Origin of the sequence: Chitinophaga sp. YR573 (genome assembly GCF_900110995.1) — a bacterium.
GTDB lineage: Bacteria > Bacteroidota > Bacteroidia > Chitinophagales > Chitinophagaceae > Chitinophaga.
Genome location: NZ_FOJF01000002.1, coordinates 159,729 through 176,030 on the forward strand (window position 1 = coordinate 159,729; position 16,302 = coordinate 176,030).

The window sequence follows — 16,302 nt, forward strand, 5'->3', positions numbered from 1 at the left end:
TTCAATCAACCAAACCAAGTGCAAGGTATGCAAAAAAACGCTTTTTGTAACCGGTCCAACAATGCCATGTCCAGTAGTGGGTGGAATGGCAGCCGGTTTTCAGCCAAAATCTTGTTAGTAATGAAACTAACCACCTTCTTCCTGTTTATTGCATTAGTGGGGGTCAATGCAAAAGGGACATCGCAATCAGTCACGCTTTCAGGCAGGAATATCCCGCTTGAAAAAACATTTGCTACCATCCGTACACAAACGGGGTACCTTATTTTCTGTGACCGTAACCTTCTTAAAGATGCGCAAGCAGTAACCGTGTCCGCAGCAGATATGCCGCTGAAAGAGTTCCTGGATATCATCTTCAGTAATCAATCCCTGCAATACCTGATTCAGCAGCAAACGATCTTTGTGAGCAGGAAGTCATTGCCAGCTATCCTGGAAGAATTAAGACCTGTGCCAGTACAGGGACATGTTACTGACGGGCAGGGTGGTCCTTTAGAAGGCGCTACCATCAAACTGAAAGGTTCCACCACAAGGTCTGTCATCACAGACGGAAAAGGATACTTCAACATAACGCTGAATGTAGGAGACGTACTCGTGATCTCTTATGTAGGATTTAAAACACAGGAGCTGAAGATTACTAACAGCACAGACCTGAACATTATGCTGCAGCCAGCTCCTATTGCAATGGACGAAGTGACAGTGAATGTATCTACCGGTTATCAGACCATCTCTGCAGAAAGAGCTACCGGATCCTATGGTGTGGTAACTGCAAAAGAGTTGAAAGAAGTACCTTCTAATAACCTGATGGAACGTCTGGAAGGTAAAGTACCGGGTGTACGCTTTGATATCCGGAACAACTCTATACAAATCCGCAGCGTTAATACATTTACTAGCAACACGGCGCCTCTCATTGTTATAGATGGTTTTCCAATGATTGCAACCGGTGATGCGCAGAAGCTTACTTCCGTCCCTCTTTCTACGATGGCCAACGGTGCAGTATTATCTACCTTCAACCCCGACGATATTGAACAGATCACATTCCTGAAAGATGCAGTCGCTACCTCCGTATGGGGTGCCAGAGGCGCTAACGGGGTTATTGTGATACAAACCAAGCATGGCAAAAAAGGAGCTCCTGTGATAAGCATTTCATCAACGGTGAGTATTTCTAAACCGGCTTCTCTCTCAAAGCTCAACTGGATGAGCAGTGCACAGTATGCCGACCTGGAAACAGAAATGGTGAACAAAGGTTTTTATACAGATCCGAAGGCCTCTCCTTATTATAATCCACTGTATACGACTAATTCAAGTGATGTGGTAGAATGGTTGTTTAAAGTACAGAGAGGGACGGCGACGCAGGCTGAAGCCGATGCTGCTATTGCACAGATCTCTGCCCGCAGCAACTATTCTCAGATAGAAAAGTACCTGTTACAGACAGCCGTAACGCAGCAACATAACTTATCAGTATCCGGTGGTGGAGAGAATAATACTTATTATATCTCGGGTAACCTTAATAAAGATGTGCCTATTTACAGGAGTAACAAATCCCGGAATGTAATCCTGACTGCCAATTTCACTAATGATCTGTTTAACGGAAGAGTGAAATTGAGAACAGGGTTTAATTATCAGTACGCAGCAAGCACAATCAACTTATCAGCACTGGATGCATTGACCAATTCCAGCACCTCACTGCGGCCTTACGATATGCTGGTGGATGCTGATGGTAACCACATACAAAGAAATATCAATTTTCGTCCTGAAGTAGCAGATAGTTTTGTGAAAAAGGGATATCTTCCTTTTACCTATAACGCTATTGATGAACTGAATTATTCCAATACAAAAACTGCTTCCAATCAGATCCGCCTGAATATGGGTGTGAATACTAAAATCACGAACTGGATGGACCTGGACTTGTCTGGTACTTACCAACGTAATATCAATAATTCATACACTATTAACGATGTGAATAGTTACACAGGCCGGATTTTTATAAACACGGCTACTACTATCTCTACAACTACAGGTAAGCCGGTATATAATATTCCTTATGGAGGGACTTATCTTTTATCTGATGCAAGTGCGTATGATTACAGTTTGCGTGGACAGCTGAACTTTTCACACAACCTTGCACCAGACCATCATATAAGCGGGTTGTTTGGAACAGAGATAAGGGAAACGTACAATAAGTCTTATGGTAGTACACGGTATGGTTATGATCCGGATGCAAATAGCTTTGGTACTGTGAACCCTACTACACCGTATATGACTATGTTTGGCTATACTACTACACTTGGTAATCCATTAACAGGTATAAGCGAACAAAGGAATCGTTACCTGTCGTATTACGGCAATGCGGCCTATGTGTATAAGAACCGCTATAACTTAAGTGGTAGTGCCCGTTTTGATGATTATACACTGCTGGGTATTTCACGCAGTAAAAGAGCAAAACCTTTCTGGTCTGCCGGATTTAAATGGAATGTACAACAGGAAGAGTTTATGCAGAGCTTTTCCTGGCTGAATGGTCTGGACGTACGTCTGACGTATGGGACAGGAGGTGCGGTTCCACTGGGGGGCTATAATACGGCTGTTATATCACTGAATGCCACTGACCCTAATACACAGTTACCAATTGCTTCTATTACCAATCCTGCCAATCAGCAGCTGGGATGGGAGACTACACGCACGCTCAATGAAGGGATTGATCTGCGCACATTGAATAATCGTTTGATGATCAGTGCCGATGTTTACCAGAAAAAGAGCAGCGGTATACTGGCTATTCTCCCGTTCAATCCTACCTACGGATGGTCTTCCCTCAGTTATAATACCGGTAAAATGAAGAGCAGTGGCTATGAGTTTGGTATTACCGGGAAGTTGCTGGATAAAAAAGACTGGACTGTTACTTCTACTTTCAATTTCTCCTATAATAAAACGAAGGTTACAGATAACCGTTATAATACTGCTACCGCGGCTTCTCTTGTGCAGGGTGGTTTTACTGCGCTTAACAATTATCCTGTGGGCGCTACTTTTGTTTACAGATCTGCTGGTCTGGACCCTGCTACCGGTCAGACCCAGATCTATGACAGAGATAAAAATATTATTAAGAGTACAACCAATCTTACTTCTGCATTTGATATCAATGACCTGAAATATGTAGGTGTGAAAATAGCGCCTTACCAGGGTGGATTCTTTAACACTTTTCGTTACAAGAACTTTGATCTGGGCGTGCAGATGACCTATTACCTGGGACATGTATTTTTAAAACCTGCGATCACAAATTATCCCACTTATACCGGTTTCTCAGGTACGTTAGGACGTCAGATTGATCTTGCATACAGATGGAAACAAACAGGTGATGAGGCATTTACGGATGTACCAGGACTTACCAACGTTAATTCCAATAGTATCACACGTTACAGATTTTCGGATAAGCTGGTGAGAAGTGCTGATAATATACGCTTACAACAGATCTCTCTGGGATATCATTTCCCTGCATCAATGCTTCCTAAAAGAGTGTTCAGGAGTTTATCTGTCAGTGGAAATGTCCGCAACCTCGGTATGATCTGGGTAAAAAACAAAGAGAAGCTGGACCCGGAATACCTCAATGCGAATTCCAACTATTACAGCATGCCTCCGGTAACCAGCTATTTATTTAACATCAACGCATCATTCTAATGAAAAGAGCAATATATTTTTTGATGGTGATCGTGTTAACAACAGGTTGCCGTAAATATGTAGAAGTAGATCAGATAGGGAACCGTGTGTTAAAGTACACAAAAGATTATCGTGCATTGCTTGATAATTCTTCCGTACTCGAGGGCGGATTTGGTTTGCCTGTTTATTCCAATGATGATACCCGTTTCATCGATACGACGAAGCAGATAGCCATGATCGATATTAACAGGAATGCGTATTCCTGGCAGGCTCAGTATTGGTCAGATACACAAGGGGATGGAGACTGGGAAAGATTGTACAAATCCATTTATGTATGTAATGAAGCAATAGAAGGGGTGATGACAAGTGAAAGTGGCACGGATGCATTAAAGAAACAGTTATACGCGGAAGCTTTAGTACATCGTGCATATGCTTACTGGTGCCTGGTGAATATCTATGCTAAACAATATGACAGCACCACTGCTGCTTCAGATCTGGGTGTACCGTTATTACTCACTCCGGATTTGTTCGCGAGTCTCAAACGGGCCTCAGTTGCTACTGTGTATAATCAGATCATTACAGACCTGTTAGCTTCGGCAGATGATCTGCCATCCTTGCCGGATTATAATACCCGTCCGTCTAAAGCCGGGGTATACGCATTACTGGCCAGGACTTACCTGTGCAAACGTGATTTTTCCAATGCCCGTACCTATGCAGATATGGCGCTGTCTTTACAAAGTGGTTTGCTGGACCTGCCCACCTATGTAGGGAATACGGCTGCTATCCCTTACCGGATAGCAGATCCGGAAGTGATCTTTTCCAAGATCAATAATGGAAATTATACAGGGATACAGCTGGATACTGCTCTGCTAAGTCTCTTAGGCACAAAAGATGCCCGCTATACTTTGTTTGTAAAACCAGGAGGCAATTTTTCTCCGACATTTGTCGGTTATGGTTACTGGAGATACAGGTACAGCAAAGAAGGCATTTACTTCTGCCAGGGACCTTCTGTGCCTGAAATGATGCTGGTGAAAGCGGAATGTGCAGCGCGTGCAAATGATGCAACTACAGCGATTGGTATACTGAATACCCTCAGACAGAAACGTTTCGCAGCGGCTGATTATACAGACCTTACTGTAAGCACAGCTTCTGATGCACTGCTAAGTGTAGTCGCAGAAAGAAGACGTGAGTTTTTTGGTACAGGACTAAGATGGTTTGATCAGAAGAGATATAATAAAGATGTTGCGTTACAGGTAACGGTTACCCGCACACTGAATCACCAGGACTATACATTAGAACCCAATAGTAACAGGTATGTGTTCCCGATAGGGACGAAGTATATCCTGTTAAACCCGGAGATAGAACAAAATCCTTAACCAACCATAACAAAGATACCGGAAGGCATTTTAAATGCCTCCGGTACTCTCTTTAAAAACAATTACAATGAAGCATACATGGATCAGTATACTGGCTATACTGCTTGGCCTAAGCCATGCGGTATACAGCCAGGCAGACAGCAGCAGCCGGTTAAAAGAATTTGGTATTCCGGTGGCAGGAGATACAATGCATATTCACTATGTTAAGACAGGAGGCCCGTTAGAACAGAAAGATAATATTTCTGCCCTGGTGTATATGTTCAATGACTATAAATGGGTAGTAGATGATATTGTATTGAAAGATGGTATAGGCGCCTATAAATTACCGGAGAATTGTGCGTTTGTTGCCTTATTGTTTTATACAGGAGAGAATGGGAATGTGACAGCATCTGATAATAACAATGATTATGGTTATGTTGCCACTACCGTAAGTAAAGACGGGAAATATGTACCGGGTGGACAACTTGCATGGGGTATTTTCCGTAAACCATCTTTTGGTAAAGCCCCTCGTTACTTTGATAAATTTGAGATCAGTAATGATGCTTTGGAAATGTGGGTAAGAAAAGAAATGAAAGATTTCCTGCCTAATATGCCTAAATATTTCGATAGCTACCTGGCTATGTTGAAATTACAGACAGGGGATGAGTACCCGGAGAAAGCACAACGTAGCATGGAACGACTTTCTAAAGATCCCTCTCTGAAGGAAGAAAATTATATGACTTTCCGGGAAGTATATCGTTCTCAGTTCAAAGATGAACATAAAGCAGATTCCATAAAGAATATTATTCTGGAGAAATTCCCTCATGGGCAGACAGCCAGACTCGCACATTATTTCGAAGCATATAACATGCCCCTGGATGAAAAGAAACTGACTGCACTGGAAAACTTCCTGCACAATTTTCCTATTAAAGATGCAGATGGAAAACAGGCATTCATTTATTACAATGTTTACAGGGAATTAGGTGCTGCTTATTTTGCATCTAAACAGAATGATAAGTTATTCGCGCTGATACCAGATATGAATTTTGCTACGCTGAATGAAAATTATCGCTCGGATATTGTTGGCCTCTTCGTTGTTAACAGATTACCGGTAGAGAAGCTCTATCCTGTTGCCAGGGCACTGATGGATGCCATGATAAAGAAAAGAAATGACTTATCCTATATAGAAGACGTACGTTATACCCCCCTACAGGCCGATGAAATAGCGGGTGTGCAGATGGACAATAAATTATCAATTCATATCCGCCTGCTCACTAAAATGGGTAAGTACACAGAGGCTTTGCCTTACCTGGATTTGCTGACGGAAAAAGGCAGGTATACAGACGCCACCCTGAATGAAGCACGTATTACTATCCTGGAAAATACAGGTGGTAAAAAGATGGTCCTTTCAATGCTGGAAATGGGTATCAGAGCTAATGCGGCTACACCAGCTATGATCAGCAAATTGAAAGAATTGCATGGTGATAGTACCAATTTCGATGCTTACCTGGAATCACTGAAAGCAGCAGATGATGTGAAAAGAACAAAAGATGAGCTGAAAGCGAAACTAATCAGAGAGAAGTTTACTGCGTTTAAACTGGAAAATATGACCGGGAAGACTGTCAGCTCTGCAGACTGGAAAGATAAGATCGTTGTGATCGACTTCTGGGCTACCTGGTGTTTTCCCTGCAAGATGGCCTTTCCGGGAATGCAGCTGGCGGTAGACAAATATGCGAAAGACCCGTCTGTGGGGTTCTATTTTATAGCCACCATGGAAAGATCCAGGACTTACAAGGAAGATATTAAAAAGTATATACAGTCATCCGGTTATCGTTTTGAAGTATTATACGATGAGCATGTATTTAAAAGTCTGACCCCGTTTTTTCAGTCATCCGGCATACCAAGAAAGATCATTGTAAAGAATGGATATATCCGATACACCTCTGAAGGATATGAGGGTAGCCCCAGCAAACTGGCAGATGAAATATCTTATGTTATTGAGATCTTAAAAGCAGAGAAGTAATGAAGAATCTTTTTTCAGGAGTGACGAAATACCTTTTTACAGGAGTGATGATAGGATGTACTTTACCAGTGTTTTCCCAAAAGAAAACACTGGATACATCCGCTTATGAACAATGGCGATATTTAGCAGTCCCCTCCATCTCATACGACGGCGAATGGGTAATGTACCATTATCCGGAAGGGGATACGAAGTATTTGAAGAACACACATAACGGGAAGGAGATACAGCTGGATAATATTGGAGGAGCTGATTTCTTCGATTATGGCAAATGGCTGAAGTACACCACAAAAAAGGATTCAATGATCCTGATGCGGTTAAATGATGGGAAGAGAATTGTGTGGGATAAGTCTTCTTATATCAATTGTGGTACTGCATCTCCCAATGTTATCTATGGTAACAACAAACTGGTAATCTGGAATGTAGAAACAAATGATAGTACGATCATTGAACATCAGGGAAAATACACCCTGTATGCCCAATCTATCATTTATATACGGAATAAAAAGTTACTGGCCGGCCCCTTGAAAGGTAAACAGAATGTATTATTCACAGGTGATATAACAGATTATTCTTTTGATCCTGAAAAGGAGACAGGTACTTTTTTATCAGATAATAGATTATATACTTTTTCTGTAAAGAAAGGTGTTCCTCAGCAGATACTGAACTTTAATGAAATTGAAGCGCCTGCCGGTTATCGTATAGACGCCCGCGCATATGAGATTACAGGTGAAACGAAAGCGTTCCTGCCGGATCTCATTCCTTTACACCGTGTTGAACCTAAGGCAGCAGGAAGGCCTGCTAATACAGGATTTGACCTGGAGCTATGGACATGGAACGAGCCGGTAACACAACGAAAACAACGCAGAGGTGTATATAATAAAACCGCATTGGACGAGCCGGCATTTATCTACCATATTGATACAAAGAAATGGGTAGAGGTAAGAGTAGAGAACACAAGTGGATTTTTGCTGACGCCAGATGCTGATAATTATAACTACGTTTTACAAACAGACCCTAAGCCTTATGTTTATACGGTAGACTGGCGCTACAATAACAACGATGATATTTACATGGTGAATGTTCATACAGGAGCGCGTACACTTATTGCTAAGGATTGTTATGCGAATCCACAATGGAGCCCTGATGGTAAATATGCGGTGATCTATAATGCTGTACAAAAGGAATGGCAGGTGCTGGATACAGCTACCCGTCAGTTCGTTAATATCTCAGATCAGATTGGTTATCCTGTACATGAGGAAGATTTTGATATGCCTAAACCAGCACCTGCGTACGGCCTTGCCGGATGGGCGGAAGGTGGCAGCAGCGTGGTGATGTACGACCGTTATGATCTGTGGGTAATAGACCTTAGCGGTAAGAAGAAAGCTTATTCTGTTACCAATGGTTATGGCAGACAGCATGGTATAAGGTTCCGTTTGTTATCGGCTGAATATAATGAACACCTGGATATCACGAAACCACTACTGTTCCGCAGCTTTAATGAGCATACCAAAGCAAAAGGAGTATACCGGCTGGCAAACCATAAGGTGGAAGCACTGGTAGATAACCCTGCTTATTCTGTGAAAGTGGTAGCGATGGCAGGAGATGGAAAGTCGTGTGTTTTTACGAAGGAGAATTATAATACCTATGCAGACCTTTGGTGGGGAAGCAGTGATTTTACCCGGCAACAGCGGCTGACAGATATTAATCCTCAGCAAAAGGATTATAATTGGGGATCTGCAAAAGTGGTACAATGGAAGAATTATGAAGGCAAGGAGAATCAGGGGGTGTTGTATTTACCTGAGAATTATGATTCCACGAAGAAGTACCCGATGATCGTGGACTTTTATGAAACACATACAGAAGAATTGCATGAATATTTTACACCTATGTACAGTACCTGTACGATCAATATTCCTACTTATGTGAGCAACGGATATGTTGTATTCCGCCCTGATGTACATTTTACTGTAGGAGAACCGGGTGAAAGTGCTTATAACGCTGTTGTCAGCGGTACTTCGGCCATGATAGAAAGAGGGATAGCAGATAAGGCGCATATTGGTTTGCAGGGGCATAGCTTCTCTGGTTATGAAGTAGCTTACCTTGTAACGCGTACGAATATATTTAAATGTGCTAACCCGGGTGCCGCGGTGGCAAACCTTACCTATAACTATTCTGCTATCAGGGGTAACGGAGCCCCCTGCCTGTTTAAATACGAAGTAGAGCAGGGACGTATAGGTAAGAATCTATGGGAAGGTAAAGACCTGTACCTTAAAAACTCTCCCATCTTTAATGCAGATAAGATCCAGACACCTTTGCTGATTTTCCATAATGATAAAGATGGTGCAGTAGCATTTACCCAGGGATTAGATCTTTTCATGGCTATGCGCAGACTTGCAAAGCCTGCCTGGTTGCTGAATTATAAAGGAGAAGGGCATACGCTGGATGGATTGCCTGCACAGAAAGACTGGACTCTCCGTATGGGACAATTCTTTGACCATTACCTAAAAGATAAACCTATACCTAAGTGGATGAAAGAAGGAATTAGTGTGGATGAACGGAATGCTGATCAGAAATATGATTATTGAGTGTGCCATATCCTATGCCAGAAGTCTGTCCTAACCGGTGATGGATGACCTATGAAAGAGGCTGCCCATTGCGGGCAGCCTTAACTTTTACCGGTATTTATACCAGGAACCCGTATTAAATAATAATACTGTTTCGTCTTCTGTTATCCAGCCGCTTTCTACAAGCTTTTTACAACCTATATAAGTAGCGCTGCCTTCCGGAGATAATAATACTCCTTCGGCCCTGGCTACTTCAACAATACCATCTTCCATTTCCTGTTCAGATACAGTCAGGGCAGTACCATTACTTTGCTCCAGTACTTCCATCATCAGGTCTTTGGCAAAGGGAGCAGGTACTGCCAGGCCATATGCAATAGTAGGCTGAGCAGGGGTGCTTTGAGTATGTTCAAACAGCCGCACCATCGGCGCGCAATTCTCAGACTGCACAATCACCATCCGCGGCAATGGGCCACTAATCCATCCCAGCTGCTGCATCTCATGAAAAGCTTTCCACATGCCAATAAGCCCCGTACCCCCACCAGTAGGGTAAATGATCACATCCGGTAATTTCCAGTTCAACTGCTCCGCTATTTCATACCCCATCGTTTTCTTCCCTTCCAAACGGTAAGGCTCTTTCAGCGTAGACATATCAAACCCACGGGTTTCAGCCACCAGCTGCCTGGCCAGTTTACCACAATCATCTATAAGGCCATCAACAAGGATCAGCTCTGCCCCATAAATACGGCATTCTTCCTGCAAAGTAGCAGGCGTATGCCGGGGCATTACAACCGTCGCTTTGATACCCGCTTTGGCAGAATAAGCGCTTAAAGCGCCCCCTGCATTACCGGCAGTAGGGATGATACAATGTGTAATCCCCAGCTCTTTGGCTTTAGACACCGCCACACTAATCCCCCTGGCTTTGAAGGAACCGGTAGGGTTCACGCTTTCGTCTTTTAAAAGCAGGTAGTTACGCTGACTAAGTGCAGATAACTCAGAAATAGGTGTCCAGCCTTCACCCAGGCTCACAATATTGTGTTTATCAAATACCGGTAATAGTTTCGCGTACCGCCATATTGTTCGTTCAGCACTGTGCAGGAGATGGCTTTTAGGCAGATCCAGGTCATAATTGGTCAGTAAAGGCTGATTACAGCAGGTAGCGAAAGACTGTCGTTCTTCTATATTGTACAATTGATGGCAATGGGGACATTGTAATGATGTTGACAGTGAGATAGCATTCAGGGTTTTCATGGGGCACTAATGAGTGTTACTACCTAAAGTTAAGATTTTACGCTGCATGTCCGTTGCAACTAAATATTAAGTTAACATAAAGGGGGGAGTAAATATATAGAGATATAATAATACATTTACACTCATATTTCCAATTTTGTCATGTATATCGATATGTATAATCGCATTGTAGCTGTAATCATTTGTTTGTTTTTTGTTATAGAAGTGAATGCCCAGGATACTCCGGCTATCAAAAAAAATAGTTTAAGAGCTGTGGAAATCATTTATCAGGCCAATACACATACCCCCGTTTCTTATCAGAATATCAGTGGCAAAATACTGGATGCAAAGAATACAGGGCAGGAGCCTTCCTTTTTATTATCAGAAACACCCGCTATTACCGTGTATTCCGACGCCGGCAATTCTCAGGGATATTCTTATTACAGACTAAGAGGAATGGACCAGACAAGGGTAAATACCACCCTGGATGGCATGCCACTGAATGAACCGGAAGACCAGGGCGCCTACTTCTCCAATTATCCTGATATCCTGAATTCCATCAGTAAAATCCAGATTCAAAGAGGAGTAGGGACCTCCAAAAACGGTACTTCCAGTTATGCCGGCAGCATACAGTTATTCTCCCCCGATCTCACAGATTCAGTTAAGACCACCTTCGGTATCGGATACGGATCATACAACAGCTTCAGGGTATTCGGAGAATACCAGACCGGTATCAAAAACAGGAAATCACTTTATGTACGTGCCTCGCAGATATACACAGACGGTTATAAATATCACTCTTCCAATAACTCACAGTCAGTGTTCATCAGTGGTGGATTATACTATGATAAAACCACCTGGAAGATCAACATCATGGCCGGGCATCAGCAGAATGATATGGCCTGGCTGGGCGTGGCAGATTCGCTGATACAAAAAGACCGCAGGACGAACGCTAATTCAAACGAAAGAGACAACTTCACCCAGGGATTAATACAGTTGCAAAACAGCTGGCAGATAAGCCCCCGCTCTGTTCTCAATTCAAGCGTTTATTATACTGCACTCAAAGGGAACTATGATTTTGATGTAAACAATTACATGGGAATCCCTTCAGACGGGAATTTATTCAACTATGCCTTTCAATCTAACTTTACAGGGCTATTTACCAACTACTCTTTAACTGTCAATCATCTGACCTGGACAACAGGTATTCATGGCAACCTGTACAACCGTCAGCATCTGGGTAGTGATAAGGCACTGGGAGAACTATATAAGAATAAGGGCTATAAGAATGAGTTAAGCACATTCAGCAAAATAGAATACAATCTTCATCGCTTTAACCTGTTCGCAGATCTGCAATACCGCTATACTTCATTTGATTACAAAGGCAGCGTGGCATTTCAGAAACTCGACTGGCAATTCCTGAATCCCAAAGCAGGTATCAGTGTTGATGTAGACAAGCACACCAACCTGTATTACAGCATCGGCAGAACCAGTAGGGAACCAACAAGGAACGATATGTTTGGGGGTAATGATGACCTTACCGCAGATAGTACCGGACAAGCCATACTGTTCAACAAAAAGGCAGAATCTGTTACAGATCATGAACTGGGAATCAGGTTACATGGGCAGCATCTATCCATGCAGTTTAACGGGTATTATATGAATTTCAACAATGAGATCGTGTTAAACGGAAAGTTTGGGCCTAATGGATTACTACTGACAGATAACGTGAAGAGCAGTTACAGAACAGGACTTGAATTATCCCTGAATTATCAGCTCTGTAAACATTTCCTTTTAACCAATAACTCTTCTTTTAATTACAGTCGTATTAAAGAACAGTCAACCACTTTCAGTCCGATATTAACACCTGCGCTGATCATTAACCAGGAAATAGCATACGAAAAGAATCATTTTGGTATAGCTGTATCAGGCAGGTATCAGGGTAAATCATTCATTGATTTTGCCAATGATGTATCACTTGATCAATACGTACTGATAAATGCAAGAGCGCATTATACGATCAGCCATTATGAAGTGTCATTTTTTCTGAATAATATTACCAATGCTAAGTACATTAATAACGGGTATGTAGAAGCAGATGGAACGAGGAAGTATTTTGTACAGGCACCCACTAATTTTTATATCGCATTTAAATATAGTTTTTAATGCAGTTTTTCCAGATAGAAAATATAGCTTTTCATGTAATGGGATATCCGCTCAGTTATATTGAGCTGATAGGAACATTGTTTGGACTGATCACTGTATACTATGCATATAAAGCAGATATTCTGACCTGGCCAACAGGCATTATCAATGAACTCTTCATGTTTGTATTATTCTACCAGGTGCAGTTATATGCAGATATGTTTCTGCAGGTATATTTCATAACCGTTACCATCTTTGGCTGGTATAAATGGAAGAGTAATACAGCAAATGTACCCATCACATCCGTAGGGAAAACAGGCATTAAATTAATAGCACTGATCATGGTGCTGGGTACCGTGTTTGTTGGTTATATCATGATGCATCTGCATGAATGGTTACCGTTTTATTTCAAGTTGCCTGCCGCTTACCCCTTTGCAGATTCATTTGTAATGATGGGCAGTATTCTGGCAACGGTATTACTGGCCAGGAAGCAGGTAGAGAACTGGTATCTGTGGATCATTATAGATGTGGTATGTGTGGTATTATATGCAATAAAAGGTGTTTATTTTTTATCCCTGGAGTATTTGATCTTTTTAGTAATATCCACTTTTGGATTACTCAGGTGGCAAAAGCAGTTACGACATGTCTAAAGCATTTGTATTCGGAAAATTTATGCCTTTTCATAGCGGGCATGAGGCAATGATCAACTTTGCCTTAACAAAGTGTGATTTCCTGTCGGTATTGATCTGTTGCAGTGATAAAGAGCTGTTACCTGCTTCTGTAAGACAGAAATGGATGGCAACAACCTTTGAACATGTACCGAATATTGAGATTATTACTTTTGATTATAATGAGGATGAATTGCCCAACACTTCTGTAACTTCTCATGAAGTATCCGCAGTATGGTCTGAGACGTTTAAACAGTTATTTCCTGATCATTCCCTGCTGATTACTTCAGAGCCTTACGGAGATTTAGTAGCAGGATTTATGGGAATAAAACATATTCCTTTTGATCCGGATAAAAAACTATATCCTGTTTCTGCCACTAAGATCAGGGCAGATGCTTATGGCAACTGGGATTACCTGCCGGAAAGTGTAAAGGAGGATTTCATTACGAAAGTAGTAATACTGGGAACGGAATCAACGGGAAAGACTACACTAACGGATAAGTTATCAAAGCATTTTCAGAGTGCGTATGTATTAGAAGCAGGAAGAGATGTGGTGGCAGATTCCAATGATTTCAGTATGGAAGATCTGGAACTGATAGCCAGTATGCATGCAGAACGCATTGCCGATGCCTCTGTAGGTAAAAGCCCCTTATTGATCATCGATACTGATATCCATATTACATTGTCATATGCGCAGTTTGCTTTTGATAAACTTCCCGAAGTAGATGAAGTAATTTATAAGCGCAACAAAGCAGATCTCTATCTTTATCTGAATAATGATGTGGAGTATGTACAGGATGGAACGAGGATGAGTGAAGAAGACCGCAACCTGCTGGATGATTCACACCGGGAAACATTAGCACGCTATAAAGTAAAGTATGAGGAAATAACCGGCAACTGGGAAGAACGCTTTAGTAAATCCGTCGCATTAATTGAAAAACTGATCAGCAAGTGATACAGGTTTTCGTTTTGAATGTGATGATGGTATATACTAAAGCGATCCCCAGCAGAATAAATCCGGCAATCTTTATATTCTTTCTTTTTCTTTTATAACTACCGATGTTAGGATGAATAAATATCCCTCCTTTAAAAATCAGTAATAAGCCTAATGCCAGAGGAACTATAACGTCTCGGTATCCCATGGCGGCAAAAGTAGTTATATTAATTTATCTTTTTATCTGTACTTTAATTACAGCAGCAATGCCATCAGGCGTTTTTGCGGGTAAATTGATAGTCATGTCATTTGTTATCAATTTCTTACCGTCAGCCAATAATTGAGCAGAGATTATTTTTGTTCCCGGAATCTCCAGTTTCCCATTCTGTGGCCAGTCGAACACAGAGAGATAGAGGTAATTACCTTTGGCTGTAATACGTCCCCAGGTTGGCGGTGCTAATTCGCTTTCATGGGTACCATAGATGGCTTCTCCGTTTACTTTCATCCAGTTGCCAATAGCTTTAAGGCTGTGGACACTTTGTTCCGGGAAAGTACCATCAGGTTTAGGGCCTACGTTTAACAGATAATTACCACCTTTAGAAACAATGTCTATAAGATTACGGATAAGCGTGGTATCGCTTTTCCATTTATTATCATTGCGTTTAAAACCCCAGGTACCGTTCATGGTCATACAGGTCTCCCAGTCGGCCCCTTCCATTTCTCCTTTTTTAGGGATCCTTTGTTCGGGTGTTTTAGTATCTCCCGGGAAGTTGGGACGTTTGAGACGATCATTGGTAATGATGTTGGGCTGGAGTTTTAACAACGCCTGTAATTTCTGTGCAGCGTCGTCTGTCATGTTGGTAGGAGTATCCCACCAGAGAACGGCTACATCACCATAATTGGAGAGTATTTCTCTCACCTGTGGTACTGCTACCTTATCAATGTACTGGGCGAAGGTGGCTGTTTCCTGTGCCGGGTCCCAATGGCCGTCATGCTCTTTGGTATAGGCATCGATTTTGGCGCTGTCCGGGTTAGGCCACCCTTCTGAAGTTACTTTCCGGCTGACTGCCCCGCCAGGGTTATTCCAGTCCTGTGCCTGTGAATAATAGAAGCCCAGTTTGATATTGTATTTCTTACAGGCCGCAGCGAGCGGCAGTAACAAATCCTTACCATAAGGAGTAGCATCTACAATATTCCACTTGCTGGCATTGGAATGAAACAGTGCAAATCCATCGTGATGTTTAGCAGTGATCACAATGTATTTCATGCCTGCATCTTTGGCCATACGCACCCATTCGTCCGGATTGTATTTTACAGGGTTGAAATGTGCAGCTGCCTGTTCTCTATAGGCAGCTACAGGGATCTTGCCTCTGTTCATAATCCATTCGCCGGCCTTGTTGATTTCGTGTCCGTCATAAACACCGGCCAGTTGTGCATAAACACCCCAGTGGATAAACATACCGAAGCGGGCTTCACGCCACCATTGCATACGGTTGTTGTCCTGTGCAGAAAGAGTGTGGCAATAACATAGTAACAGAATAAATGCTAGTTTTTTCATAACAGTGGGTTAATTCACGGCAATTTAATAATTTAATTGCAATCGATTGTTTTTATCTATATTTTTGTTTAAAGGACAACAGCCCGAAGTTTTAAGCGTAACAACTGATAATTCCACGAACCTTAATCAACTAAAATCCATTCCACGTATGGCAACAACAATTTACCTAATATCTAATTACATGAC

At 42.1% G+C, this 16,302-nt stretch carries 9 protein-coding genes; 7 read left to right on the forward strand and 2 right to left on the reverse strand.

Annotation, left to right across the window (positions count from 1 at the left end; all coding sequences use genetic code 11):
* Positions 1-27: 27 nt before the first annotated feature.
* The 4 genes from BMW86_RS20705 (at position 28) to BMW86_RS20720 (ending at position 9,605) form a co-directional block, all read left to right on the forward strand.
* Positions 28-3,663 (forward strand): SusC/RagA family TonB-linked outer membrane protein, encoded by a 3,636-nt coding sequence (locus tag BMW86_RS20705; RefSeq protein ID WP_089783855.1) that lies wholly within the window; start codon positions 28-30, stop codon positions 3,661-3,663.
* Positions 3,663-5,018, forward strand: coding sequence for a RagB/SusD family nutrient uptake outer membrane protein (locus BMW86_RS20710; RefSeq protein WP_089783856.1), 1,356 nt, complete (start codon positions 3,663-3,665; stop codon positions 5,016-5,018). The genes BMW86_RS20705 and BMW86_RS20710 overlap by 1 nt, the downstream gene beginning before the upstream one ends.
* 67 nt (positions 5,019-5,085) lie before the next feature.
* Entirely contained in the window at positions 5,086-7,020 is a 1,935-nt protein-coding gene (locus BMW86_RS20715) for a TlpA family protein disulfide reductase (protein ID WP_177189337.1), read from the forward strand.
* Positions 7,020-9,605 (forward strand): S9 family peptidase, encoded by a 2,586-nt coding sequence (locus tag BMW86_RS20720; RefSeq protein WP_089783858.1) that lies wholly within the window; start codon positions 7,020-7,022, stop codon positions 9,603-9,605. Before BMW86_RS20715 ends, BMW86_RS20720 begins: the two co-directional genes overlap by 1 nt.
* Positions 9,606-9,692: 87 nt before the next feature.
* Here the strand turns inward: BMW86_RS20720 and BMW86_RS20725 are convergent, their stop codons facing one another.
* Positions 9,693-10,832 (reverse strand): threonine synthase, encoded by a 1,140-nt coding sequence (locus BMW86_RS20725; RefSeq protein WP_089783859.1) that lies wholly within the window; start codon positions 10,830-10,832, stop codon positions 9,693-9,695.
* Positions 10,833-10,985: 153 nt separating this feature from the next.
* Between BMW86_RS20725 and BMW86_RS20730 the strand changes: the two genes are divergently transcribed.
* The 3 genes from BMW86_RS20730 to BMW86_RS20740 are packed head-to-tail and all read left to right on the forward strand — an operon-like array spanning position 10,986 to position 14,579.
* Positions 10,986-12,977, forward strand: a complete 1,992-nt coding sequence (locus BMW86_RS20730) for a TonB-dependent receptor (RefSeq protein WP_089785723.1) — start codon at positions 10,986-10,988, stop codon at positions 12,975-12,977.
* Entirely contained in the window at positions 12,977-13,606 is a 630-nt protein-coding gene (pnuC, locus tag BMW86_RS20735) for a nicotinamide riboside transporter PnuC (protein ID WP_089783860.1), read from the forward strand. The genes BMW86_RS20730 and pnuC overlap by 1 nt, the downstream gene beginning before the upstream one ends.
* Positions 13,599-14,579 carry an AAA family ATPase gene (locus tag BMW86_RS20740; protein ID WP_089783861.1) on the forward strand — a complete coding sequence of 327 codons (981 nt, stop codon included), beginning with the start codon at positions 13,599-13,601 and terminating at the stop codon, positions 14,577-14,579. Before pnuC ends, BMW86_RS20740 begins: the two co-directional genes overlap by 8 nt.
* A gap of 211 nt (positions 14,580-14,790) precedes the next feature.
* Here BMW86_RS20740 and BMW86_RS20750 read toward each other — a convergent pair whose 3' ends face one another.
* Positions 14,791-16,116, reverse strand: a complete 1,326-nt coding sequence (locus BMW86_RS20750) for an alpha-L-fucosidase (protein WP_089783863.1) — start codon at positions 16,114-16,116, stop codon at positions 14,791-14,793.
* Positions 16,117-16,302 lie beyond the last annotated feature (186 nt).